Origin of the sequence: Chryseobacterium sp. MYb264 (genome assembly GCF_035974275.1) — a bacterium.
Classification (GTDB): domain Bacteria; phylum Bacteroidota; class Bacteroidia; order Flavobacteriales; family Weeksellaceae; genus Chryseobacterium.
The window spans coordinates 458,797-483,266 of sequence record NZ_CP142422.1 but is presented as its reverse complement, the minus strand read 5'-3'; the positions used below and the strand labels follow the sequence as shown (position 1 = coordinate 483,266).

Below are 24,470 nucleotides of genomic sequence, written 5' to 3'. Positions count from 1 at the left end.
TGTGGGAGAGTTTTTGAGTTTGAGTGTTTGAGTGTTTGAGAGTATTAGCGTTTTAGTAGTAGACATCTTTTAAATATACTTAAACCCTCTGACACTAATACTCTAATACCCTAACACACTCTACTTTCACATTATTTTTTAAATAAACTGTTTTCCAAATTCTTCTCTGAAAGCTTCAGCTCCCAACTCTATACGCTGTGCAAATAAAGCTTTTGCATCTTCCCCAGCCTGATATCTCAACTGTTTTTTACCATCTGTAGCCGCCTCATATACCACTTCAGCGATTACTTCCGGCTCAGAAGCAGTTTCCATCATAGCATCCGTTCCCGACATCATTTTATCAATCATTCCCTGATATTCCGGGTGGGTTCCCATATCCAAAGATCTTGTAATAAAATCGGTTTTAATTCCTCCCGGAGAAACGGTTTTTACATCAATTCCAAAAGTATTCAATTCAAAGGCAAGACTTTCGCTCCATCCTTCCAGTGCCCATTTTGTTGCATGATAAGTTGATGAAATAGGGAAAGTAACCAATCCGCCAATAGATGTTGTGGTAATAAACATTCCTCTTTTTCTTTCTCTGAAATAAGGGATAAATTCTTTGGTCACACGAATGACGCCTAATAAATTCGTATCCAGTTGACGGATAATCTGGTCATCGCTTAAAGATTCTAATGGACCGATCAAGCCGTATCCTGCATTGTTAAAGACCAAATCAATATCCGTAATCTCCAGCGCTTTGTGTATCGTAGATTTTATTTGTTCCAGATTCGTAACGTCTAACGGAAGAAGTGTCACGTTTTCCAATTGAGTAAGCTCTGTTTCAGCATCCGGATTTCTCATGGTTGCAATCACGTTCCATCCTCTGCTTTGAAATAATTTTGCTGTTGTTTTTCCTAAACCTGTTGAGGCTCCTGTGATGAAAATTGTTTTCATTTTTTTATTGTTTAAATTTTACATGACAAAGGTCTGCACTTACGAAAACATTAAAGTTGCCAAAACGGATGATGATGTAGCCAAAATGAATTGGTCTAAAAATTTCATTCTTTGTTTATCAATTAATTTAAATTCAAACCTTATGAAAACGAAACGAATATGGGCAAATCTTGCCGTTTCAGACTTAAAAAGAACAAGAGATTTCTATACCACATTAGGCTTTACAGTCAGTGGTTCCGAGGAATCCAAAGAACTCGTAAGTTTTTCTTTCGGTGAAAATAATTTTATCATTAATTTTTTCCTGAAGCATATTATTGAAAGCAATGCCAAGTTAAAATTTTCAGATTTACAATCCGATAACGAAATTATATTCAGTATTTCTGCTGACAGTAAAAAAGAAGTTAATGCATGGAAAGAACAAGTAATACAAGCTGGTGGAAAAGTATTCGCTGAACCTTATGAGATTGGTGAAGGTTATACCTTTGGCTTCTCCGATCCTGACCATCATAAATTTAATGTGCTGTATTGGCCGGGAATGTAATTTTAACATTAAAATGATATGCTTTCCTAAGCCGAACCAATGTAAATTCCTAATTTTGCAGAAGTTTTTTTAAGTTACATTCATTGTATGGTTTATCTTTTTTTGAAAATTCATACAATACATATCGATCATTCTATGATAAAAAAAGTATTTGGTCTGGCAATGCTTATGTCGGCCGCTCTTTATTCAGCACAAAACAGTTTTAAAATCATCCCTTTAGGTACTTACGGAGGCGGTGACGAAAGTAATCTTTCCAGCTATATGGCGGCACCGTTAAATTCTGAAAATTATGTCGCGTTAGATGCCGGAACTTTACGTGCAGGAATTCAGAAAGCTATCGAAAAAGGAAATTTTTCCGGCAAAACGGCTGCAGAAGTCCTTCAAAATAATATTAAAGGATATATGATCTCTCACGGGCATCTCGATCATGTAAGCGGAATGGTTATCAACAGTCCGGATGATTCTAAGAAATATATTTATGCATTACCGCCGGTTGCTAAAATTTTGGCAGAGGATCATTTTTCGTGGAGAACCTGGGCGAATTTCACCAATGCCGGAGACGCTCCCCGTCTTAATAAATACAGTTTGGTTACCCTTACATCAGGGACAGAAATACCTGTTACCAATACAGAAATGGAGGTTACAGCTTTTCCTTTAAGTCATGTAAAACCTTATGAAAGCACCGCCTTTCTGCTTCGTCACGGAAAAGAGTATTTGCTTTATCTTGGAGATACAGGCAGTGACCGCGTAGAGCAAAGCGACAAACTTCAAAATTTGTGGAAACAGGTGGCTCCGCTTATCAATTCTAATCAGTTGAAAGGAATTTTAATCGAAGTTTCATTTCCGAATGAACAGCCTGAAAAAGCTTTGTTTGGTCATTTAACTCCAAAATTACTGCAAGAAGAATTAAATACGTTAAATACTTTCTGTAAGCCCGAAAAGTTGAAGCAGGTACCTGTCATCATCACTCACATGAAACCTGTGGATGATAATATTGAAAAAATGAAACAGCAATTAAAAGATCAGAAAAACCCAAATGCAAACTATATTTTTCCGGTTCAGGGAGAAAAAATTGTATTGTAATATCTAGATTTAAACATAAAAATAAACCGGCGAATATGGCTCGCCGGTTTGAAAAAAACAAAAATTGATATGGATATGATTAGATATGTGTTTTTACTTTTTGATCACTTTTTCTGTAATGATTTTATGGTTTTTAGTCTGAATTTTAATTAAATAAGTTCCTGCTGAAAAATTATTCATGTCGATCCAATGATCTTTTCCTTCCGAAATTTTTTGACCTGCCAAATTGTATACCTCGTATCTCTCCGGTCTTTCTGAGGTCTGAATATACACAATATCCTTTGTTGGATTAGGATATATTTTCAGACCACTGTTCCTTTGAGTTTCAACAGTTGACAGTGCCCCTAATGCAATGTTTATGGTATAATCTTCCGCCTGCCCCGATCTTAAACTCTGACACGCACTGGTGATTGTACTGGCTGCATTGGCATCTGAATACGCTGCGACATTTGAATTCTTAAGAACTCTCATTCTCGTGGTTCCCGCCACAGCATCCGCAGGAATTGCAATCTGCCCAGTTACCGTAAATGCATTCGCAGGATTAGCAGATGCTAAACGCCCTATATAAAAGCTTTCACCGGCATCATCGAAGCTTCCGTTCTGATTAAAGTCTATAAAAACCGTCACGTCACTTGGAAAACTGCTCGAAGGTCCTTTAACAGCAATCTCATAACTATTTCCTGTCACTACATCTGCCGAAAGACTGGTAAAATCTTCATATACCGGCGTACTTCCCGACTGAAACGGAGAGGTTTTACTGATAGATCCAAATGTAACCTGAGTTATCATATTGCTATCCGAACCATACTGAAAGGTTGGCTGGCAATACTGACCTTGTGCATGCATCGCCACACAAAAGCCCAATGAAAACAGTAGAGATAATTCCTTCATGAATACTTTGTTTTTACTGATGACAAATTTATATTTATTTAGAATTAATAAAAATAAGAAACTTATGATATTTATCAGTAAAATAACATTTAAAAGAATAGATCTGTTTATGAGAATGTTATAAAATAAATTCGATGAAACTGTAATCCATATTTCATCGAATTGATGCTTTTAAGCGATAATAAATCCTTTGTAAGAATATTAAATTACAGCCTTGTTAACTGATCAAGCTTTTTTAACAAGGTCGGAATACGGAAATCACCGTCCATCTGCTCTACTTTAGGTTTGATTTCATCAACATCAGCTCCTTTAGCTGTAAGGAATAAGGGGGTTTTACTTTCTCCACGAAAAATTTCCCTTCTCTGGGCATCAGGTGATGCAAAACCATTTTTGGCAATCCCCACAATTGGATACTTTTGTTCTAAAGCTTCATAAAGATAACCTCCCAATCCTATTTTACCTTCATCATTCAAAGTAACGTATCCATCAACGATGATAATGTCATTACTTTCAAGATTGATTTTATTTAATAAACTTAAAATGCAAGGCAATTCTCGCTTGTAAAAAGCACCACTTTCATAATCAGAAGTGATGGGCGTTTTTTCAGTGAAAATTTCTGTTTCCTGTTCAGAATTCCAGTCTTTAAAAGCAATACAGATTGTATTGGCGTAATCATCGTAATAGTAAGTGTCGAAAGCGTAAATCATTGTAGATTATAGTGATAGTTATTAGTTTGTAAAATTTTAATTATTGTTTGAAAAACTCTCCAAAATGCCACAAAATTCCCGCAGGATCGTGAACGAAACATTCTTTTCCCCAAGGCATTGTACGAGCGGGAGTTAGCTTTACATTTTTATATTTTTCGGTAAGATTTAAACTTAAAAGATGTTCCCAAAAATCGTCTGTATTTTCTACTTCAATAAAAAGCATCGTATTATCTACCCAATCTTGCACGTAGGCATCCTGAAGATAAAAATTGATACTTTGCCATGTAAATAATGATAGTTTTGGTTCTAAAATAATTTCTTCAAAACCGAGATCTTTATAAAAATTCCGGCTTTCTTCAAAGTTTTGTGAACCGATGAAAGGACGGATTGATTTTACATTTTGCATGCTGTCTGATTGTATTAAAAGCACAGAAGATATTCCCTCATGGGCTTTATTATTATATTTTAGAGCGTGTTTAAATCTTAAACATTTTCATTCCTTTATTTTTTATCAACAACAATTCGGGCTTCTCTGTTGGCAATTTCCCAAGCAGTCGCGAAAACCAATTGTGTTCTCTTTTGCAATAACGGATAATCAATCTTCTCTACATCATCCGTTGGCTTGTGGTAATCTTCGTGAATTCCGTCAAAGAAAAATGCTACAGGCACATTATTTTTAGCAAAATTATAGTGATCTGAACGATAATACAATTGCTCAGGATCCTTAGGATCGTCGTATTTATAATTCAGTTCAAGATTGTTTGTTTTTTTATTGGCAGCTTCGTTAATCACCTTCAATTCAGAGCTTAACATTTCAGAACCAATAACATACACATACTGTTTCCCTCTATTCTCAGGATCATCACGACCAATCATATCGATATTCAAATCAACAACTGTATTGGCAAGCGGAAAAACCGGATTATCGGTATAAAACTCAGAACCGAATAAGCCATGCTCCTCTCCCGTCACGTGAAGAAAAAGAATTGATCTTTTCGGACCTTTCCCAGCTTTTTTAGCACTTTGAAAAGCTTTGGCAATTTCCATCACAGCAACCGTTCCGCTTCCATCGTCGTCTGCTCCATTATAAACCACTCCGTTTTTAGTTCCTACGTGATCGTAATGCGCAGATACAACAACAATTTCGTTAGGTTTTTCGCTTCCTTCAATAAAAGCTAAAATATTTTCAGAGTCTGGTAAATTTCCGCCACCTCTTTTCTTCATAAAATCAGCAGGAACCTTCTGATAATACGATCCCAAGGCTTTCGGATAAGAAATTCCCAAGTTTTTATAATAATTAATCATATACTCACCAGCCTTCTTCTGTCCCGGACTTCCCGTATCTCTACCTTCCATTTCATCCGAAGCAATTACATATAAATTCTTCTTTAAGTCATCAGCCTTAATCTCCTTATATGCAGATAGAAATGCTTTATCACCTTGAACTTTTGTTGAAGTAGAATTTTGTGAGGTATTTCCGTCGTTTGAAACATTTGCAGTTCCGCAACTTACCATCACAGCAACCGAAAATAGTGGTATGAGTATTTTTTTCATTATTAATTAAATTTTATTTAAAAGTAACAATTTTAGAAAGATCACATTGAGGGATAGTTAACGGATCTTTCCGCATGATCGATTAATTTGCTGCCGGATCAATAATGCTTTCCGTGATGCTGAGAGATTTTAAAAGATTTTTACGGTCAAAAAGCAAGGTCAGATAATTTTTTCCTTTTTTTACCGTTAATTTTGAACCTCCCGAAAACGAACTGTCCTCACCCAATTTTTCACTTTTAGGATTGTATTTGGCAAACGTAGCCTTGACCTCCTGAGCAGTTGTTTTATTGATGGTCAGTTGGTATGGCAACCCACTTACAATAATAAATTGATCATCAGGAATATCAAAAAATATTTCGTTTATCTTACCGTTTCCTAAACTGCTGTACAGTTCGAGGCCTGATTTTGTACGCCAGGAAGCATACTTTTCCTCATTGGCATCTACAGAAATTTCAGGTTTTATTTTTAAAACTTTTGAAATATTTTCCTGTGTTTGTGGTAAAATAAATTCTGAATTTTTATCCAGTAAAGTGCTTAAATTGGCATTATTCTGTGAGAAAACAGAAATACTTAATAATTGAAAACTTGCAATTAACAACATCCTAGCCGGTTTAATTTTCATAATATCGTATTAATGATTGACGGTATAAAGATATTAAAACTTAGTAACATGACTACATGAAAATAAGCTGCCCGAAAGCAGCTTATTTTACGAGATAATAACGAACTAAAAGACTTCTCTGATATTTAAATTTCCGGTGGCTCCCATCGGCAGGAAAACGACTTTCCGTTTGATTGTTTTAGCCTTTTCCAATGCCTTAATTGCCTTCTGACGCTCGATTTCCCTATTGAAATACGAAGTGATGTTTTCTGAGGGTGTAGATACTTTCATAATATAATATTTTGGTGATTGTATGGTGAATCTATTTAAGGTTTATTTAATAAAACTTAAAAATATCCTAACGAAAAGCATACCAGTCCGGGGCTGAAAATTAAAATGTGGTACATAATATTTTTTTCAGGGACACACGATCCATTTAACATTTCAACAAAATTCCAGTCCATTCCACCGAATATCATTAAACAAATGATATAAATTTTTTAAAAAAACATGGAATGTCAATTTTTATTATATTTGAAATAATTGCAGGAGATATGGAAAATATGAATCAGTTTAATCAATATACGTTTTTCACCGAAATGTCGGAACTGGCATTTAAACACCAAAGTTTTGATCTCTCGTTAGGTCTTCCCGATTTTGACATTGATGACCGTTTGAAAGAATATCTTAAGGAAGCCGCTGCTCTAAACCATCACCATTACGAACCACTCGCAGGAAATCCTCTCCTGGTTACAAATATTATTGAATATAATATTAAAAGAAAAAACAGCTTATCCATTCAAGAAAATGAAATCACGATTCTGCCATGTTCTACTTTTGCTTTACATACCTCACTTAAATGCATTTTAAATCAAGGAGATGAAGTTATTATCATCCAGCCTTCTTACTATACCTATGCACCCTGCATCGTGATGAATGGCGGCACTCCTGTTTATTATAATCTCGAAAGTGATTTTACCGTGCACTGGGATCTTCTTGAAAATTGTCTATCTGAAAAAACGAAAGCCATTATCGTCAATTCACCTCAAAATCCGACAGGAAAAATATGGACAAAACAAGATTGGGAAAAATTGTATGAATTAATTAAGGATCGGGAAATCTATCTTATTTCGGAGGAAATTTATGATATTTATTGTTTCGACGGGGCTTCGCATTATAGTTCGTTTCTTCACCCTGAGCTACGAAAAAGGACATTCTGTATTTTTTCATTTGGAAAAATGTTTCATACCACCGGCTGGAAAGTAAGTTATTTGTTAGCCTCAGAAGAATTGACGCAGAGATTCAGATGCTACCAGCAATATATTTCCTATGGTGCCAATACCCCCGGACAATATGCTGTTGCCAAATACCTGGAAATATTTGATCCCTCTGAAAATCAGAAATTAATGCAGAAAAAAAGAGATATTTTTAACCAGATGCTTAAAGATACCCCTCTGTTTGTGGAACAGACCTCCGAGGGTAGTATCTTTCAGGTCGTTAACTTCAGAGCTGTATCCAAAATAAAATCTGATATTGAATTTTCAAGATGGCTCACCACCGAAAAAAAGGTAGCCTGCCTTCCTCTTTCTGCTTTCTACAAAGGAGCCACTAATTCTGACTACCTGAGATTTAGCTTTGCCCGTAAGGATGAGATGATCATCCGCGCACTTGAACATTTACGAAATGTACTGTGAAAACATTTCAATGAGCTCTTATGCACAATCAGAGTTAAAATACTGACTGCCAACCTTTCGCCAGCAAACCAACAACAGAGATTCTTCCCAGCATTTTACAATAATTCTGTATCCATTGTCATTTTCCGTTTCACCTCACACCTCTTCTTCATCAAAGCTCTATCTTTTCATTTCCAAAATAATAGCTAATTTTGCAGTTGCTGATGTCAAAACCAGTGTAAATCTTATCTTCATGAAAGTTATTTCAATTTTTCTTTGCTTCGTCACTTATACTGCCGTTTTTTCTCAAACCAATCAGGAACTTTTGAAAACCCTCGATCTGGAAATCAGCAGGAAAGAAGTCTACAGTAAAAAAAAAGAGGAAGCCATTGACCGGCTAAAAAGAAATAATTTTCAGAATGCAGAACAGCAGTATCGTAATAATGAGAATATTTATAAGCTGTACAAGCAATATCAAATTGATTCCGCGGTCCATTATGTTAAAAAAAACATAGATCTTTCAGAACAGCTTGACAATTCTAAAATGAAAGCAGAATCGAGTCTTCAGCTCGCTCATCTCTACTCTACTTTAGGAAAATACAAAGAGTCTGAAAATCTGTTGAAAAGCATCAATAAAAAAAAATTAGATAAAAGTACGGAGGCAAATTATTACGATACTTACAGTAAATTTTTCGAGCATTATACTACCAATATTCATGATGTTAACGGAATAAAAAATATTGAATTGTATCGCGATTCACTTTTGATGGTACTTCCAAAGTCTTCTGTTCAGTATAAAATCAATCTTTCTCAAAAATTTATTCATGAAGGAAAATTAGATGATGCTGAAAAAACCCTTCATAATTTAATCAATGAATCCAAGAAAAAAAACCTGGATTACGCCATGTCGGCTTATCTTTTAGGTGACGTTTACAAACTGAACAACAAACAGGATGATGAATTAAAATATTATCTTATTTCAGCCATTACCGATACTCAAAATGCGATAAAAGACAATGCTTCTTATCAAAACTTAGCCCTAATTTTTTATCACAATGGAGATATCGACAACGCTTATCGCCTCACAAAATCTGCTATTGAGGATGCTATTTTTTGTAATGTAAAATTCAGAACGCTGAATATTTCGGAAATGTACTCCATCATCAATAAGGCATATGTTGACAAGGAAACGGAGTCTAAAAGTCAGTTGAAACTCTATCTTATTCTGATCAGTTTATTGACTCTGATTCTTGCTTTTTTGATCGTTTATATTTACCGACAGATGAAAAAAGTAACGAAGATCAAAGAACAACTCTCCGAAACGACCGATCAACTAGCACTTTCCAATGCTGAAATTACCAACACCAATAATCAGTTGCAGCAACTGAATCAGCAATTGTCAGAGTCTAATCATATTAAAGAAGAATATATTGCGTATTTTTTCGATACCTGCTCCACTTACATCAATAAAATTGAAGATTATCGTAAAAATTTAAATAAAAAAGCAAAAGAAAACCAGTTAGATGATCTTTTTAAAGCATTAAAATCGAATACAATTATCGAAAACGAACTGGAAGAACTGTATAGAAACTTCGATCAGATTTTCCTGAATCTTTATCCTAGTTTTGTTAATGATTTTAATTCTTTGCTCGTTCCTGAAGAAAAAATTATTCTGAAAAAAGGTGAACTTTTAAATACCGAACTCAGGATTTTCGCGCTTATCCGATTAGGGATTACCGACAGTGTAAAAATCGCGGCTTTCCTCAGATATTCATTAAGTACGATTTACAATTACAGAACCAAAACCAGAAATAAGGCGGCGGTATCGCGAGATCAGTTTGAAAATGAGGTTTCTAATATTGGAGAAATCGCTTCTAAATAATTTGACTCATAAAAATTCAAATGAGATGATAGAATTCGGGAAATATAGCATTGATAAAAATAAAATCTCTCAACATATGTATATTTTTTCAAAATAATACCCACCTACATTTGCGCTTATATTTACATAAGACAATGAACAAACTATTCCAATTATCATTTCTCTGCCTGGGAATTCTTGCTTTTTCACAAAAAAATAAAACTGCAAAAACGAGTTCAATTTCTAATAAAAATCCGACTGCTCTTTTTGATCCTACCCCTTTTGCTTTTTCGCATTCTACTACAAATAATACGGAAGGTCAATATGTTTTCATTTCCGGGCAAAGCGGTGGTGAAGATCTGGATCATCATCTTTCCTCCGATTTCAGAACGCAGGTAAAATATTCGTTAAAAAATCTCGAAGCTGTCCTTAAAGAATATGGACTTGGCGTAAAAGACGTTCTTAAGATCACGATTTTAATCGTTGACCACGATCAGGAAAAACTAAAAATCTGGTCTGAAGAAATGCGCAATACCTGGAAAAATAATAATTTCCCGGCAAGCACATTAATTCCTGTTCCAAGATTGGCTTTGGACGGAATGATGATCGAAGTGGATGCTATCGCTTTTTTGAAAAAATAACCGGGCTTTCCATTTTAGTGAAAATTTAGGAACTCAGTCAGAAAATTGGTTCAAAAAAGAGATAAAATCATCGAAAAAATGACTTCAATTCAATCTGTTTTTTTATAAAACCGCTACATTTTCAATCTTATAAATTTAAACAACTAATTAATTTTCAAATATTTAAATTTTAAAACCACTACTTTTTAGCTTTCCATCCCGATTTCGTTTGTTATAAATTTTAGTTTTGCCCTGAACGGTTCACTTAACATTTAATTTATATTTTTTTAATAATGAAAAGGGTTGTTATCGCGGCTTGTATTGCGGCAAGTATATTCAAAGTAGATGCTCAGACTATTGCTCCATCTGAAAAGGTAAAAATGGATAAATTCATCACCGAACTGATGAGTAAAATGACGATTGAAGAGAAAATTGGTCAGCTTAATTTTCCGGGCGGCGGAGATGTAACGACGGGACAGGCTAAAAACAGCAACATTGCAGATAAGGTAAGAAAAGGAAATGTAGGGGCTATTCTTAATCTGAAAGGTGTTGAAAAAATTAAGGAAATCCAGAAAGTGGCGGTGGAAGAAAGCCGTTTGAAAATTCCGTTGTTTTTTGCGCTGGATGTTATTCACGGTTACGAAACAGGCTTCCCGATACCTTTAGGATTGGCAGCAACGTGGAATCCAAAAGCGATCGAACAGTCTGCTAGAATCGCAGCAAAAGAAGTAAGCGCAGACGGAATTAGCTTAACTTTCAGTCCGATGGTTGATGTTTCGAGAGATCCACGTTGGGGACGAGTTTCTGAAGGAAATGGTGAAGATCCGTTTTTAGGCGGTGAAATTGCCAAAGCGTTAGTAAAAGGTTATCAGGGCGACAACACGTATAAAACCAACTCCCAGATTATGGCGAATGTGAAGCATTACGCTTTATATGGTGCCAGTGAGGCGGGAAGAGATTATAATACGGTGGATATGAGCCGCCAGAGAATGTTCAATGAATATATGTATCCATACAAAGCGGCGGTTGATGCGGGGGTAGGAAGTGTAATGACTTCATTTAATGATATTGATGGAATTCCTGCTTCTGCCAACAAATGGCTTCTGGATGATGTATTGAGAAAACAGTGGGGCTTCACAGGCTTTATTATGACCGATTATACCGGAGTGAGTGAAATGGTAGATCACGGAATCGGAGATTTGCAAACTGTTTCTGCTAGAGCTCTGAAAGCGGGAGTTGATCTGGATATGGTAAGCGAAAGTTATTTAGCCACTTTAAAAAAATCTTTTGACGAAGGAAAAGTAAGTACAGCCGACATCGATAAATCGTGCCGTTACATTCTGGAAGCGAAATATAAAATGGGATTATTCAGCAATCCTTATAAATATATTGATACAAAACGACCCGCAAAAGACATTTACACGCCTGAAAACAGAGAATTTGCTAGAAAAATTGCTGCAGAAAGTTTCGTTTTGCTGAAAAATGACAATGTTCTTCCATTAAAAAAACAAGGAACCATAGCAGTTGTCGGTCCATTGGCTAATACACGATCCAATATGCCAGGAACATGGAGCGTTTCTGTAGATTTGAAAAAACCATCGACTTTGGTTGAAGGAATTCAGTCGGTTGCAGGGAAAAACGTGAAAGTTCTTTATGCAAAAGGAAGTCATTTGACTGCTGATGCTGATCTTGAAAAAAGAGCAACGATGTTTGAACGTGGTTTGGGAAGAGAAAATGAAAAGCGCAGTGATGAAGAGATGATTAAAGAAGCACTTGACATCGCTTCAAAATCAGATGTTATCGTGGCTGCTTTGGGAGAATCTTCGGAATTTAGCGGGGAATCCAGCAGCAGAACAGATCTTAATATTCCTGAGGTTCAGCAGAAATTGTTAGCCGAATTAGTAAAAACAGGAAAGCCTGTTGTTTTGGTGGTATTTGACGGAAGACCTTTAACTTTAAACTGGGAGCAAAAAAATGTTCCGGCGATTCTGAATGTTTGGTTTGGAGGTTCCGAAGCCGGTCCAGCGATTGCAGATGTTTTGTTTGGAGACGTAAACCCAAGCGGAAAATTACCGATGACCTTTCCTCAGAATGTCGGACAAATCCCGATTTATTATAATCATAAAAATACCGGAAGACCATTAGCTGACGGAAAATGGTTTGAGAAATTCAGATCGAATTATATTGATGTGAGCAACGATCCGCTTTATCCTTTCGGTTATGGTTTGAGTTATACGAAATTTGAATATGGAAATATTAAATTAAGTTCCAATAAAATCGATCAAAACGGAACAATTACCGCAAGTATTGACGTAACCAACAAAGGTTCTTTACAAGGTCAGGAAGTCGTTCAATTATACATTCGTGATACTGTAGGAAGCATTACTCGCCCTGTAAAAGAATTGAAAGGTTTTGAAAAAATTGCTTTAAAACCAGGTGAAACAAAAACCGTAACTTTCAAAATCACTCCTGAACTTTTAAAATTCTACAACTACGATTTGGAATTTGTGACAGAGCCCGGAGACTTCGATGTGATGATCGGAACGAACAGTCAGGATGTAAAAAAGGCGAAGTTCACTTTACAATAGATATAATTTCTTCAATTATATAGTTGCTTCGTGAATAACCGTTTTTTTTTATCGGCTATCACAAAAGCAACATTTTTATACAGTTGTTTTTTGAGACGCAAAAATCTGGGGCGATACAGTTAGTTAGGTATTTTTTCTCTTGGATTTATTTTGCGTCTCATTTTATTGGACATAGGACAATTCAAAAGAAACCCATCGCTTTCCACCGTAAATTCCGTGCAAAGACCGGCCTGTTCTGCAGGATGAATGAGTGTATTACTTTTATATCTGTTTACGGTTAAAGTGCTCAGTGAGCAGCTCTACGGCCTTTCTTCCGGCTTTTTCTATCAGGTTAATACTTTCCGGAGTCATATATTCGGCAAAAACGATTCTGAAACATTTTTGATAATTTCTGGTTAAAGAAAAAGTAGCTCCGGGCGTAAATAAAATCCGGTGTTCCTCACAATAATTATAAAACCTGTCCATATCCAGATTCTCAGGCATCTCTGCCCAGATACTGTATCCCCCTTCCGGCTGATGAAAACATGAAGATTGGGGGAAAGCGCTTCTTAAGGCATTTATTATAAGCACTGACTGCTGATGAATATTTTTTCTGAAAGACCTTAAATGTCGGTCGTAGCTATTTTTTTTCAACAGTTCAATCATTAGCTCCTGGTAAATGGGGGCAACGGTACGTCCCAGTGAAAATCGTGACATTTCAACCTTGGCATAAAATCTGCCTGTATTCAGCCAGCCTAACCGGATTCCGGGGCTCAGGGTTTTTGAAAATGAAGAGACAGTCATCACGAAACCCTTTTTGTCAAAGGATTTTATACAGCGTGGTCTCGTATCAGAAAAAAAAATATCTCCATAGATATCATTTTCTATAACCGGAATTCTAAGATCTCCCGCAAGGTCGGCCAAGGCTTCTTTGACCTCATCCGACATCAAAGTTCCCGTGGGGTTATGAAAGTTTGCCGTTACAACCAGACATCTTATATAATGAACTTCACAGAGTTTCCGAAAAGATTCAAGATCAAAGCCTCTGCTGAAATGAACCGGAATTTCAATAACCTTACATTTCAGGCTGGTAATAACTTCGAGCACAGAAAAAACACAAGGGCTCTCAACGGCAATACAATCACCTTCTTTAACGACCGCATGTAAGGCAATAAATAAGGACTGCAGGGCACCGTCTGTAATAATCAGTTCATCCCGGCTCATAGGTGTACCATAGCCGGTCATACGTTCTGCAATTAAATGACGGAGTTCCTCTGAGCCGGCAACCGGATAATACCGCAGAAGTGAGGCACCTTTTTTCCGGATTACCTGCTGCATAGTTTTGAGGATAAGCTTTTGAGGAATGAGGGGATCTCCCGGCGCCGTATTATTAAATGAAGAAAAAGCTGAAGGTTTATTTCTTGCTGAAGTCAATATCATATTTTCAGTGAACACCGGATCTTTGACAATCGCAGTACGCTGATCAGAAGGTAACATCCTATCATTTCTATAGGCCACGAAATAGCCGGAACGCGGGCTGCTGTGAACCCATCCTTTCATGATAAGATATTCATATCCGCTCTGAACTGAAGTTCTACTCAATCCGTACTTTTCTTTCATCTCCCGAACAGATGGCAGGCGGTCACCATATTTCAAAATCCCGCTTTTAATTTGTTTTTCAATCACCGAAGTGAATATTTCATATCTGTATTGCTGCATGGCTTACTGGCTGTATTCTCCAAATGTACAAAATACAAATCTGTACTGATTAATATTTTCAAACTGTACCGTTATTTAATCACTGAATCGGCTTAGCTTTGAAAAAAAAATTCATGGAAATCATCTCAAAATTTACGGTAGGTTCAGATCAAGGTGTTAATGATTATTTTGCAGTGGAAGAACCTTCCTTTATCGCCCTTCATCAGGAATTCGCCACAGCAGAAGTTCTTGAGCGGTATATGGAAGACCATTTTGATCACCGCCAGAAAATTAACGACTTAAACGATCTTTCCACTCAGCTTATTATCGCTTATGAAAACGAAAAGCCTTTGGGTTACAGCATCCTGAAAAGTGGCTCTGTACATCCTTTACATCCCGAAAAGAGGGCAACACAGATCTCTTTTGCCGTTCTTCCGGAATACCGTTCCTCTGAAGTAGCGGAGTCCCTTTTAAAAAAGACCATTCAGGCTTCTTCTTTTACAGATATGATATGGATTAACATTTTAAAACATGATCCTCTGGTTGCTTTTTTTGAAAAGTCAGGTTTTGAGATACTACAGGACACGACAGCTGAACCTTTCTCGCTCCCATGTTACCTCATGTCTTTTGTAAAAATAAAATAGCAAAGAAAACATTTTCAATACTACTGACAGACTGTTGTCCTGATACCGGATTACCTTTGTTCTGTTAAAAATTTTTAAAATGACTATTGTATCCACAAGAATTATTACGACTAAGGTCGATACCCTGATCGTCTTTTACGAAAAAATTACAGGTTTTAAGGCTACTCGATATACACCGGATTTTGCAGAGCTTCAAACCGCGAACAGCTCCATTGCGATCGGGAGCACTGCAACCCTAGCACTTTTTGGTGGAGATCATATTGCGCGGGCCGCCTCTAACCAAAGTACAATTACTGAGTTTTTGGTCCATGATGTAGATCTGGAATTTAAGAGGCTGAAAGATTATCTTTCAAGTTCCGTGGTTCAGGAACCTACGGTTATGCCATGGGGGAATAAATCAATGCTTTTCAGAGATCCCGATGGAAATCTTATTAATTTCTTTACTCCTGTTTCAAAAGAAGCGGTTGAAAAGTTTAGTGCCAAAATGAACGAAAATTAACAGCCTTGATAAAAACGGGTATACTCCTTATAAGCTCTGTGACCGAATGGTTTCACGGGGCTTTTTATTACTCCCCAATGAGTCCTAACCTGAGTTAGATTAAAATAAATGATTTAAAACAGTGATTTCAAGACCATTAACACACGCCAATAGCGTAACTTCAGCCCAATGATAAAATCCCAAATCAAATAGGGGCTTTGGTACAAATTGAATATAAATTTCGGCTAAGGCCTCTAGGAATCTCATCTTTTTTAGACGGGCTGAAGCCCGTCCCTATTGATCTGGTAAAATATTTTATGGATCGAACTCAGGTTAGTGGTATTTTGTTTCAATGGATTAAGTTTAGTGGAAGTATGTGTGTCAAAAGAGGCTGTCAGGAAATCATGATTCTTAATCCGGAGTTTCTTTTTACAGTGTCATAAATAAACCGCTTCCCTCTTATCAACCGGAAAAAACATTCTGCTTCCAGCACTTTACCCCCAACCCATTCAACGTATAGTGATACCGCTTAATAAACAATAATAGAAGTCATTTAAACTTTTTTGTGCTATAAAACTTTCTTAGTGCAATGACCATAAATGCTAAATAATTAAAAGATTTCCAACTAGATACAGTAGTATCAAACCTATTGAGCAATGATCTAAAGCTGTCTAACCAAGCATTTGTTCTTTCTATAGTATATCTTTGATGGTATAAAAGCTCATCAAAATAAATCTCGTCTGTATCTGCGCCATTACGCTTATTGAAAGCAATATTAGCTATAATATCTTTATTTTCACAATGCTTTCTGAAGTTTTGAGCATCAAATCCTGCGTCAGCATTCATAAATAATTCCTGTACAGCAATATCTGCCTTTTCTAATGTTTAAGTGATTTGATCAAAATAAATTTCAATATGATACAGATCATTATGATTTCCTGCAATAGGGGCTGACATGGCTAAAGAAAGTCCCTCTCTATCCGTAAAATAAAGCGAAGTACTGGTCTTTCTATTTTTTCGCCCTTGATAAGCGAGCTCTTCTCCTCCCCGTAATGCCGATGTATGACTCCCGTCTAAATCTGCACTGGATAAATCTAATTTCGATTTATTTTTTGATAATAGCTGTATCCAGCAATCTTGCCAAATATTTTTTACACACCATTTACGAAAATGACAGAAAACACTTTGATAGCTCAAAACAGTCTCTTCAAAAAGACTTTTTACAGGTAAATAAGCCCATTGGACAACTGTTTTCAGTTTGTATAATATGCAATCAAGTACAAAAGTTGGGGGCCAGGCAAAAAAGTTTAGATCATGTAAGATGAAATTTTTTGCTCTCGCAGATTTTGCAAATGAAGCGGATTCTTTTCCTTACACTTTACATATTGAACACGAAGCCCCACCAAGTTTTTTGACAACTCCCGTTTTAAGTCTCACCAGGCCGTTCTATTGATAAAAAACCTGAAGGAAAGGTGATGCAAAGAAAATCAACGATATCATCTGTGGAAAATCTTTGATTTTTCACTGACGTGTTCTGAATCTGTGATCTGCGGGGAATAAAATTCGTGCATTCGTGGCGATAATATGCAGCCCTCAATTTTATCTTTGATAAAATCCTTGCGACTTAAAAACATAGAGTATTAAAAAATATCTTTGCGTCCTTGCGAACAACCAACAAAGACAGCAGCATCTGTGAAAATCTCTGCAATCTGCGGGAAATAAAAATATTCGTGCATTTGTAGCTAAAAATACATCTAAACAATTTCTCCCCAAGTTTTGAAACGGATCCATAATATGCAATTTACGATTTCAGCAAGAGGGGGCTTTGGGAAAAAATCCTCGTTTTGGCTTGGGAAGATTAAGTACTACTTCATTTTCTATTATATCTTTGTCTAGTACTTGGTACAACATCGGCTTGATTTGTTTTTTATGTTTCGCAACACAAAAATAAAGAAGCCGTTTTATATTAAAAGTTTAAATGACTTCATATACTTAAATCACAAAATCTATTAAAAAAGTTAAAAATTTCCTATAAAAAATGGATAAAACACATTTTTTTTCATAAAAATCCTTATCTTAGCGCCGAAAACTAACAGAATACCATGAAACGACTTAAGATGAGTTCTGATATTTTTTGTTCAAACAAGAAAATCGTCCCGCTATTTTATGCTGTGAACTCTTCCGTGCGGCATATGCTATTCCAATTATTAAATCAAAAAATTTGACAGAACGATAAAACAACACGCAAAACAGCTGTATTTTTATCACTGCAATGAGATTTATTAATTGTTAATTTATTGAAAAAGTTGGAGATCATGGAAACTGTCGTTTGTAAACCATTGAAATTATTTTTAAAAATCAATAAAGTTATGAACAAAACGTATTTTGTATTCGTTGGATTACTTACTTCCGCCGCTTTGACAGCTCAAGTAGGGATTAATACACCCAATCCTCAAGCCACTCTTCACGTGAAAGAATCAGGCGTATCTACTAAAGTCGACGGGGTTATCCCGCCAAGATTGACAGGTGATGAACTGAAAGCAAAAGATCAGGTGTATACAAATAATCAGCTGGCTACTCTGGTTTATATTACATCAGGCGTTACCTCCGCTGCAGAAGGTAAGACTGCAGATATCAAGTCTCCGGGGTATTACTATTTTGAACCCTCACTGGATACTAATGGGAAATGGGTGAAAGTACAGACAAGTCTGGACAGTCCTATACGTTTTTTTTATATGCCTTCGATCGTATTCAATACTTCCGCCACGGGGACAGGTTTGAAAAGAAATCTTTATGCGGAATACAGGGCTCAGTTTACCAATAAAAAATTTGTCAGCAATTCTACCACAGGAGGTAGCATCGGGACGGAGCCCAGAACGACTTTTGTAAAAAGCACCAACGCTCCCGAAACCATTACCGTGATTCCGAATGCCAACCAGCTGTATTACTATGTAACGGATTATGACACGACCTCAATGGCTAATTTAAGTATTGATGAAAATGGTATTCTTACCTACGATGTTATCGGCAACGGAACCGATTATTCTTTTGTGAACATTGTTTTTGTGATGAAGTAACGGATGCAACATAAGAATATGAGAAATACAATAAAAAGAGGACTTCTTCTCTTCACCTGTCTGTTTTCGGCCAATGCGCTATTTAGCCAGACAACAGCGGTTAAGATACGTCCCAACACCTCGTCAGGACCTAATGTAACGGCTCCCGGCAATGCCAATGATACGGATGTAAACACCTTTGCACAGGTCAACAGTTACGGAGGTACAGCGCTTGGACTGTTGGGTTATTCAGGAACTTTAACAATGGGATACAGCAACAGCAGTGATTATATACCTGCCAATTCCAAGTTTTATTTAAAAGTAAATTCCAATGAAACCGGACTTCTTGACGCACTACTTGGAGGAAGTTTGGGAAATCTGCTCAAAGGAGTACTGGGTGTTGTTATCGGGGGCGAACACGTGACTTCTTTCACGCTGAAAAACGAGGCCGGAGGTAATGTAATCGCTGTATCCACGACAAACTCAAATGTCAATCAGGATAAAATTACCATTGCTAAAGATGCATCCCAGAATTATTATGCCGTCTTCTATCCTAAGCAGGCTGTGAAAACCATTGAAGTAAATGACAAAACTACTTTTTCACTCTTGTTCGGAGGGGTTAATAATTTCAAAGTTTATGATTCTTATTATTTTAAAGATAATCTATCAGACTGCAATGTTTCTCTGCTTACCTCCTATACTGCAGCAGGAGGACTTTTGAGTCTTATCAATTCTGAGCCGGTTTCCAATTCTCACTTGGCCATAGACAATGATCTCACCACCTATTCAAGGATTGGAATAACTTCACTGCTGAATTTAAATGCTTCAGGTACGGTGGAACAGCTTTTCCACTTACCCAAAGCTTCACAGGAAAAAGCAGTACGGTTTAAGCTACGCATGCCTTCAGGTCTTTTAAAGCTGGATGTGGCCAGCCAGTCTTCCATTGTTTTTTATAAAGACGGAGCAGAAGTTTCATCAGTGAAGCTGGACTCCAGTGTTCTGGGTCTTGATCTTCTTGGGCTTTTGAATCAGAACAATGCAGATTTCAGTTTTCTTGCTGCCCCAAGGGATGCCAACGGAAAAATACTCCCTTTTGACAAGGTGGGCATCCGTATTTTCAAACCTCTTTCTGTTAATCTGGTCAATGCGGAGGACATCAGGGTATATGATGTAGCCTTTGTGGACGACGCTCCTGATCAGAGAAAGGTATGCTCTCTGGAGTTTTTAAACAATAACATCAGAACAAGAAAATTTGACATTACACAGTTGATCCCGAATTATAATGCTGCATCTGACGGATATATTATCGTAGACAGCAACCAGAAGGAAATTCCATTCAAAACAGCCGCTGAAAAGCAAGCTAACAGATGGCAGCCGCTTGGCACCTATTATATAAAAGGAATCAGCGACCCCAATTATTGTTCCGGAGAATACATTGCATTTATGGCTGTGGAAGATAAGCAGTATCAGATCACCGGAGCAGCAAGCATAAGCATGCCTCTGGATGCTAATTTTGATGGCATTGCAGATGCATCCACTGTATTCAGTGCCTCTCATTATCTGAGCCAGCTACCGGGAAGTACCGCAGTAAGGATTTATGACGAGCTGACCAATCTTGACGTAACCGGACAGACCGTTCATTTTCCCAAAATAGGGACCTATAATTATTACGCCAAAGCAGTAAATTCTGCAGGAAACTGTGACATTGTCAAGAGAATTACGGTATACGTATATGATAAACAAGAATGTGAGTACCGATACGTTCAGCGTATGGCTAACCTGAAAAGTGCCGGTGCTGTCTTAACCGGAGGAAGTACCAATACGGAAAAAGCAATAGATAATGATCTATCTACCTACGGAACAATTTTTAATGCTCTTTCTCTGGCAGGAATAGGAAATTCATGGCTTGATCTCGGCTTTGCGGGAGCTTTAACAAGTCCGATTCCGGCCGGGACTCCCATGACGATTAAATTAGGTCAGGATTACGGGGTTTTACAGCTGCTTGGAGGCATTACCCTTCAGACGCTTGATAAAAACGGAACCCCCGTGGGTCCGGTACGATCTATCGGCGAACTCGATCTTCTGAATTTATTGGTAGGAAGCAATACCATCGATGTTTCATTTATCCCTAGAGACGCTTCAGGAAATGCGATCGAATATGGTGGGGTAAGAGTATTAATAGGAAGTGTTTTAGGGCTTTTTAACTCTGCAAGGATATATGGAATGTATATCGATGACAGAATTCCTCTGACACAGGCACAGGCTTGTGAGGCCAATCTTTCAGTGAGTAGTGCTGAAATTCCAGGAAACGCAAGCGCACCAGTTCTTCTGAATCATTCGGCCAAAGATGTGCTTTACGGAGTTCAGGATGCGGGACTCGGTGTTGCCACTTCTCTTTCAGGTGTTTTATACCCTTATTTGGCAGCAGATGCCGTTAATAACAGTTCCTCCCCTCTACACGGAACGCCGAATTATGACACCGCAGCTATCTTTAATACCTCCGTAAGCGTACTGAATAAGCAGGTGCTGACCGTTAAGTTTAAAGATGTGGCAAGACCCGGAGATAAAGTGAGAATTGTCATGAGTTCGGAAGGAATCTCCATTCTTGATGTTAATGTATTGGGAGGATTCACCATTCAGCGATATTTGGGAAATGTACCTGTAGGGGACGAAATCCGCGCTTCAGACTCGCAGATCATTAAGCTGGATCTGCTTAAACTCATCGCCAATCAGGCAGCTCAGAAGACAGCAGTAATACTCGATGGAATCGGAGCAACATTTGACCGCGTGGAATTGCGTCTTAACAATGTGGTTTCTGCCAATCTGCTGGGTAATAAAACCTATGTCTATGATGTTTCTGTAATCCCTTATTTCGATGTGGTACAGGATGAGCAATCGCTGTGTCTGTCATCTCCCCTTTCTGTGAATGTACTTGAACCATGCACGGCTTATCACCTTTCATTCGCTTATGCAGAAAAAGATGCCGCCGGAAATATCACCGCGTGGAAAGATATCCCGGGGTCTGCGATACAGACTGCCACAGGAAGTGCTGTGCAAGACTTTATCAATTTTAAGTTGACCAAAATGTACAAACAGTACAGTACGGTAAATAATTTATATTTAAAGACCGAGGTCTACAGAGGCAACTGTATGGCCGGAGAAACTCAGTATATCCCCGTAAACATTAACGGATGTCAATCCATTGTCAATCCTCTGATCAGAAGTATGGCAAGATAAAGAATGTACAGGATATGTAAAAGACTGCCTCCAGGAGGCAGTCTATTTTTATTGTATTCAGAAAAGATCCGTTTAATTTTAATTCAACTGATAATTGGCAATTACCAGACTCAGAATGAAGTGAACATATTCCTGCTCCACATCCTTTCTGTTCATCAGTTTATTTTTAAACTCATAGGATTTAAAAGTCTTAGCTAATCTCTGATAGACTTCAAAGTCGTCCCCTTTAATTTTTACCCTTACATTACCATCCCTTTTTTCAATAAGATCATCACCTAGAGTTCTTACCTTAAACAAAACTTCACACAAAATAGGATTCTTTCTCATATCTCCCGTGTATCTCTCAATCACGTTCACTTTGAAAGCATCGAACAAAATATTGTTAAAAACTATCTTAGAGTTAGGCTCCTGCGTGTTGAGCTCGAGCTTATAATTCATTTACTTAAAATTTTGGTAAATATAAGACTTATTATGCCAAATATCACGGTAAATTTACAGATTGTTATATGATTAATGCTCTTCCGTTAATCAATTCATAGAAAAACAACCTCTTAGGCTCCTTTTTTTATCACATTAACAGTGCTTTCATCATTAATAAGCCCATTAAAAAAGTATAGCAGAGACTGATATTGGGTGGCCATCATCCCTGTAAGAAAACTGGTCCAGATAACCACCTTATCATAAGCAGTACAGCATTTCTCTTTCTGATCCTGTTTTCTGAATTTCACACCCGGATGATCAATAATTCTGAATTTTATTACAAATATTATTTGAAGCTATTTTATTAAAAATGAACCGGATATGCAGAGAAGCATGATTTTTTTTCACCATTTATTTTTTTACTAATTTTCATTTGCGTAATTTTATACTCCGTATAATAGAATTCATATAAAAGTAAGTAAAATGGAAAGATATAATTACGGAATGGTAGGTCTGGGCGTAATGGGAAGAAATCTTCTTTACAACATTGCCGACCATGGTTTTTCAGTCGCAGGATTTGATCTTGATGAGGGAAAAGTAAAAGAACTTGGAGACGAAGCTGCTCCGGAAATGAAAGTACAGGGCACAGGTTCTTTAGAAAATTTTGTATCAGTCCTGGAGACACCGAGAAAGATTATTTTAATGGTTCCTGCCGGAAAACCTGTGGATTCCGTTCTTGAGAACCTTACCCCTCTTTTAAGCGAGGGAGATATCGTAATCGACGCAGGAAATTCTTATTTTAAAGATACCGAAAGACGTATTGCTGATCTGGCTTCAAAAAACCTGCACTTTATGGGAATGGGAGTTTCCGGAGGTGAAAGCGGAGCAAGAAGAGGCCCGAGTATTATGCCTGGTGGAGACCAGGAAGCATTCAACCTTCTTAAGCCAATGCTGGAATCTATTGCTGCAAAAGTTGACGGAGAAGCATGTACCGCCTATATGGGGAAAAGCTCTGCCGGAAATTATGTTAAAATGGTTCATAATGGTATTGAATACGCGATTATGCAGCTCATTACTGAAGCATATGATCTTCTTAAAAAAGCAGCCAATCTAAATAACGATCAGCTTTATGAGGTATTCAAAGAATGGAATAACGGAGAAATGAACTCATTCCTAATCGAAATTACCCGAGATATTTTTCAGCAAAAAGATGATCTTACAGAAGGGTATCTGGTAGACAGGATTTTAGATAAAGCAGGCGCGAAGGGTACCGGAAAATGGACTTCCGAGCAGGCGATGGAAATTGGTGTTTCTATTCCGACTATAGACATTGCGGTAACTTCAAGAATTTTATCTGCTTACAAGGAAGAACGTGTAAAAGCTTCAGAGCTGTATGGAAAAGAAGAAATCTCTACACCTGAAAACACGGAAGCTTTTATCAAGGAAGTAGGTGATGCATTGTATCTGGCAACCCTGATCAGCTATGCACAAGGTCTTGCATTACTTGTTAAGGCGTCTGAAGAATACGATTTTGATATTCCTTTAAAAGATGTTGTAAAAATCTGGAGAGGAGGATGTATCATCCGCTCTGTTCTTTTAGAGAAATTCTATTCAGCGTATATCCAAGACCCTCATTTATCCAATATTCTCCTTGATCAAGAAATTTCAGAGATCGTAAAATCAAAAATCAAATCACTGAGAAAAACAGCAGCATTTGCCGCTTCTCACGGCATCGCCAATCTGGGAATGCAGACCGCATTGGGGTACTTTGAAGCCTACACAACGGAATCTCTTCCTGTCAACTTACTACAGGCACAGCGTGATTATTTCGGTGCACATACCTATCAGAGAAATGACCGAGAAGGTGTTTTTCACACCTCGTGGCAAAACCTAAATCATTAAA

Annotated in this window: 23 protein-coding genes; 11 read left to right on the top strand and 12 right to left on the bottom strand. The window is 37.3% G+C overall.

Annotated elements, in window-relative coordinates:
- Positions 1-138 precede the first annotated feature (138 nt).
- The gene (locus VUJ46_RS02075; RefSeq protein WP_326983358.1) at positions 139-936 is read right to left on the bottom strand and encodes an SDR family oxidoreductase; all 798 of its coding nucleotides are present in this window, start codon (positions 934-936) and stop codon (positions 139-141) included.
- A gap of 142 nt (positions 937-1,078) precedes the next feature.
- On the opposite strand from VUJ46_RS02075, the gene VUJ46_RS02070 reads away from it, so the two are divergent.
- Together VUJ46_RS02070 and VUJ46_RS02065 are read left to right on the top strand one after the other, a co-directional pair.
- Complete coding sequence (locus tag VUJ46_RS02070; RefSeq protein WP_326983357.1) at positions 1,079-1,477, top strand: VOC family protein; 399 nt, start codon at positions 1,079-1,081, stop codon at positions 1,475-1,477.
- Positions 1,478-1,612: 135 nt separating this feature from the next.
- Positions 1,613-2,560, top strand: a complete 948-nt coding sequence (locus tag VUJ46_RS02065) for a 3',5'-cyclic-nucleotide phosphodiesterase (protein WP_326983356.1) — start codon at positions 1,613-1,615, stop codon at positions 2,558-2,560.
- A 93-nt stretch (positions 2,561-2,653) separates the two neighbouring features.
- On the opposite strand, the gene VUJ46_RS02060 is transcribed toward VUJ46_RS02065, so the two are convergent.
- The 6 genes from VUJ46_RS02060 to VUJ46_RS02035 all read right to left on the bottom strand — a co-directional run bounded on the left by VUJ46_RS02060 (position 2,654) and on the right by VUJ46_RS02035 (position 6,604).
- Positions 2,654-3,451: a T9SS type A sorting domain-containing protein gene (locus tag VUJ46_RS02060; RefSeq protein ID WP_326983355.1), complete on the bottom strand. Its 798-nt coding sequence runs from the start codon at positions 3,449-3,451 to the stop codon at positions 2,654-2,656.
- Positions 3,452-3,657: 206 nt separating this feature from the next.
- Positions 3,658-4,158 (bottom strand): endonuclease V, encoded by a 501-nt coding sequence (locus VUJ46_RS02055; protein ID WP_326983354.1) that lies wholly within the window; start codon positions 4,156-4,158, stop codon positions 3,658-3,660.
- Positions 4,159-4,198: 40 nt separating this feature from the next.
- Positions 4,199-4,564 (bottom strand): glyoxalase, encoded by a 366-nt coding sequence (locus tag VUJ46_RS02050; RefSeq protein ID WP_326983353.1) that lies wholly within the window; start codon positions 4,562-4,564, stop codon positions 4,199-4,201.
- Positions 4,565-4,659: 95 nt separating this feature from the next.
- Positions 4,660-5,712, bottom strand: a complete 1,053-nt coding sequence (locus VUJ46_RS02045) for a M28 family metallopeptidase (protein ID WP_326983352.1) — start codon at positions 5,710-5,712, stop codon at positions 4,660-4,662.
- Positions 5,713-5,794: 82 nt separating this feature from the next.
- Complete coding sequence (locus tag VUJ46_RS02040; RefSeq protein WP_326983351.1) at positions 5,795-6,313, bottom strand: hypothetical protein; 519 nt, start codon at positions 6,311-6,313, stop codon at positions 5,795-5,797.
- Between the two features lie 126 nt (positions 6,314-6,439).
- Positions 6,440-6,604: a hypothetical protein gene (locus VUJ46_RS02035; protein WP_326983350.1), complete on the bottom strand. Its 165-nt coding sequence runs from the start codon at positions 6,602-6,604 to the stop codon at positions 6,440-6,442.
- Between the two features lie 224 nt (positions 6,605-6,828).
- Here VUJ46_RS02035 and VUJ46_RS02030 point away from each other — a divergent pair, with 224 nt between their 5' ends.
- The 4 genes from VUJ46_RS02030 to bglX all read left to right on the top strand — a co-directional run bounded on the left by VUJ46_RS02030 (position 6,829) and on the right by bglX (position 13,055).
- A complete protein-coding gene (locus VUJ46_RS02030) occupies positions 6,829-8,007 on the top strand; it encodes an aminotransferase class I/II-fold pyridoxal phosphate-dependent enzyme (RefSeq protein ID WP_326983349.1) in 1,179 nt (392 codons plus the stop codon).
- A 232-nt stretch (positions 8,008-8,239) separates the two neighbouring features.
- Entirely contained in the window at positions 8,240-9,868 is a 1,629-nt protein-coding gene (locus VUJ46_RS02025) for a DUF6377 domain-containing protein (protein ID WP_326983348.1), read from the top strand.
- A 134-nt stretch (positions 9,869-10,002) separates the two neighbouring features.
- Positions 10,003-10,488, top strand: coding sequence for a RidA family protein (locus VUJ46_RS02020; RefSeq protein ID WP_326983347.1), 486 nt, complete (start codon positions 10,003-10,005; stop codon positions 10,486-10,488).
- Positions 10,489-10,760: 272 nt separating this feature from the next.
- Positions 10,761-13,055, top strand: a complete 2,295-nt coding sequence (gene bglX, locus VUJ46_RS02015) for a beta-glucosidase BglX (RefSeq protein ID WP_326983346.1) — start codon at positions 10,761-10,763, stop codon at positions 13,053-13,055.
- A 261-nt stretch (positions 13,056-13,316) separates the two neighbouring features.
- Here the strand turns inward: bglX and VUJ46_RS02010 are convergent, their stop codons facing one another.
- Positions 13,317-14,753: an aminotransferase-like domain-containing protein gene (locus tag VUJ46_RS02010; protein WP_326983345.1), complete on the bottom strand. Its 1,437-nt coding sequence runs from the start codon at positions 14,751-14,753 to the stop codon at positions 13,317-13,319.
- Positions 14,754-14,866: 113 nt separating this feature from the next.
- Here VUJ46_RS02010 and VUJ46_RS02005 point away from each other — a divergent pair, with 113 nt between their 5' ends.
- Both VUJ46_RS02005 and VUJ46_RS02000 read left to right on the top strand, forming a co-directional pair.
- On the top strand, positions 14,867-15,376 hold the full coding sequence (locus VUJ46_RS02005) for a GNAT family N-acetyltransferase (RefSeq protein WP_326983344.1): 510 nt from the start codon (positions 14,867-14,869) through the stop codon (positions 15,374-15,376).
- A gap of 79 nt (positions 15,377-15,455) precedes the next feature.
- A complete protein-coding gene (locus VUJ46_RS02000; protein WP_326983343.1) occupies positions 15,456-15,875 on the top strand; it encodes a VOC family protein in 420 nt (139 codons plus the stop codon).
- A 528-nt stretch (positions 15,876-16,403) separates the two neighbouring features.
- On the opposite strand, the gene VUJ46_RS01995 is transcribed toward VUJ46_RS02000, so the two are convergent.
- Both VUJ46_RS01995 and VUJ46_RS01990 read right to left on the bottom strand, forming a co-directional pair.
- A complete protein-coding gene (locus VUJ46_RS01995; protein ID WP_326983342.1) occupies positions 16,404-16,700 on the bottom strand; it encodes a transposase in 297 nt (98 codons plus the stop codon).
- A gap of 39 nt (positions 16,701-16,739) precedes the next feature.
- Positions 16,740-17,051 (bottom strand): hypothetical protein, encoded by a 312-nt coding sequence (locus tag VUJ46_RS01990; RefSeq protein WP_326983341.1) that lies wholly within the window; start codon positions 17,049-17,051, stop codon positions 16,740-16,742.
- A 1,172-nt stretch (positions 17,052-18,223) separates the two neighbouring features.
- Between VUJ46_RS01990 and VUJ46_RS01985 the strand changes: the two genes are divergently transcribed.
- Together VUJ46_RS01985 and VUJ46_RS01980 are read left to right on the top strand one after the other, a co-directional pair.
- Positions 18,224-18,931: a hypothetical protein gene (locus tag VUJ46_RS01985; RefSeq protein WP_326983340.1), complete on the top strand. Its 708-nt coding sequence runs from the start codon at positions 18,224-18,226 to the stop codon at positions 18,929-18,931.
- 18 nt (positions 18,932-18,949) lie between these two features.
- The gene (locus VUJ46_RS01980) at positions 18,950-22,147 is read left to right on the top strand and encodes a hypothetical protein (RefSeq protein WP_326983339.1); all 3,198 of its coding nucleotides are present in this window, start codon (positions 18,950-18,952) and stop codon (positions 22,145-22,147) included.
- Positions 22,148-22,225: 78 nt separating this feature from the next.
- Here the strand turns inward: VUJ46_RS01980 and VUJ46_RS01975 are convergent, their stop codons facing one another.
- On the bottom strand, positions 22,226-22,585 hold the full coding sequence (locus tag VUJ46_RS01975) for a prevent-host-death protein (protein ID WP_326983338.1): 360 nt from the start codon (positions 22,583-22,585) through the stop codon (positions 22,226-22,228).
- A gap of 113 nt (positions 22,586-22,698) precedes the next feature.
- Entirely contained in the window at positions 22,699-22,875 is a 177-nt protein-coding gene (locus VUJ46_RS01970; RefSeq protein WP_326983337.1) for a hypothetical protein, read from the bottom strand.
- Positions 22,876-23,050: 175 nt separating this feature from the next.
- On the opposite strand from VUJ46_RS01970, the gene gndA reads away from it, so the two are divergent.
- A complete protein-coding gene (gene gndA / locus VUJ46_RS01965; RefSeq protein ID WP_326983336.1) occupies positions 23,051-24,469 on the top strand; it encodes an NADP-dependent phosphogluconate dehydrogenase in 1,419 nt (472 codons plus the stop codon).
- Position 24,470 lies beyond the last annotated feature (1 nt).

Excerpts from the sequence above, each read along its gene's own strand:
- VUJ46_RS02075 (WP_326983358.1), bottom strand. The coding sequence starts at position 936 with ATGAAAACAATTTTCATCACAGGAGCCTCAACAGGTTTAGGAAAAACA.
- VUJ46_RS02070 (WP_326983357.1), top strand. The coding sequence starts at position 1,079 with ATGAAAACGAAACGAATATGGGCAAATCTTGCCGTTTCAGACTTAAAA.
- VUJ46_RS02065 (WP_326983356.1), top strand. The coding sequence starts at position 1,613 with ATGATAAAAAAAGTATTTGGTCTGGCAATGCTTATGTCGGCCGCTCTT.
- VUJ46_RS02060 (WP_326983355.1), bottom strand. The coding sequence starts at position 3,451 with ATGAAGGAATTATCTCTACTGTTTTCATTGGGCTTTTGTGTGGCGATG.
- VUJ46_RS02055 (WP_326983354.1), bottom strand. The coding sequence starts at position 4,158 with ATGATTTACGCTTTCGACACTTACTATTACGATGATTACGCCAATACA.
- VUJ46_RS02050 (WP_326983353.1), bottom strand. The coding sequence starts at position 4,564 with ATGCAAAATGTAAAATCAATCCGTCCTTTCATCGGTTCACAAAACTTT.
- VUJ46_RS02045 (WP_326983352.1), bottom strand. The coding sequence starts at position 5,712 with ATGAAAAAAATACTCATACCACTATTTTCGGTTGCTGTGATGGTAAGT.
- VUJ46_RS02040 (WP_326983351.1), bottom strand. The coding sequence starts at position 6,313 with ATGTTGTTAATTGCAAGTTTTCAATTATTAAGTATTTCTGTTTTCTCA.
- VUJ46_RS02035 (WP_326983350.1), bottom strand. The coding sequence starts at position 6,604 with ATGAAAGTATCTACACCCTCAGAAAACATCACTTCGTATTTCAATAGG.
- VUJ46_RS02030 (WP_326983349.1), top strand. The coding sequence starts at position 6,829 with ATGTCAATTTTTATTATATTTGAAATAATTGCAGGAGATATGGAAAAT.
- VUJ46_RS02025 (WP_326983348.1), top strand. The coding sequence starts at position 8,240 with ATGAAAGTTATTTCAATTTTTCTTTGCTTCGTCACTTATACTGCCGTT.
- VUJ46_RS02020 (WP_326983347.1), top strand. The coding sequence starts at position 10,003 with ATGAACAAACTATTCCAATTATCATTTCTCTGCCTGGGAATTCTTGCT.
- bglX (WP_326983346.1), top strand. The coding sequence starts at position 10,761 with ATGAAAAGGGTTGTTATCGCGGCTTGTATTGCGGCAAGTATATTCAAA.
- VUJ46_RS02010 (WP_326983345.1), bottom strand. The coding sequence starts at position 14,753 with ATGCAGCAATACAGATATGAAATATTCACTTCGGTGATTGAAAAACAA.
- VUJ46_RS02005 (WP_326983344.1), top strand. The coding sequence starts at position 14,867 with ATGGAAATCATCTCAAAATTTACGGTAGGTTCAGATCAAGGTGTTAAT.
- VUJ46_RS02000 (WP_326983343.1), top strand. The coding sequence starts at position 15,456 with ATGACTATTGTATCCACAAGAATTATTACGACTAAGGTCGATACCCTG.
- VUJ46_RS01995 (WP_326983342.1), bottom strand. The coding sequence starts at position 16,700 with ATGAATGCTGACGCAGGATTTGATGCTCAAAACTTCAGAAAGCATTGT.
- VUJ46_RS01985 (WP_326983340.1), top strand. The coding sequence starts at position 18,224 with ATGAACAAAACGTATTTTGTATTCGTTGGATTACTTACTTCCGCCGCT.
- VUJ46_RS01980 (WP_326983339.1), top strand. The coding sequence starts at position 18,950 with ATGAGAAATACAATAAAAAGAGGACTTCTTCTCTTCACCTGTCTGTTT.
- VUJ46_RS01975 (WP_326983338.1), bottom strand. The coding sequence starts at position 22,585 with ATGAATTATAAGCTCGAGCTCAACACGCAGGAGCCTAACTCTAAGATA.
- gndA (WP_326983336.1), top strand. The coding sequence starts at position 23,051 with ATGGAAAGATATAATTACGGAATGGTAGGTCTGGGCGTAATGGGAAGA.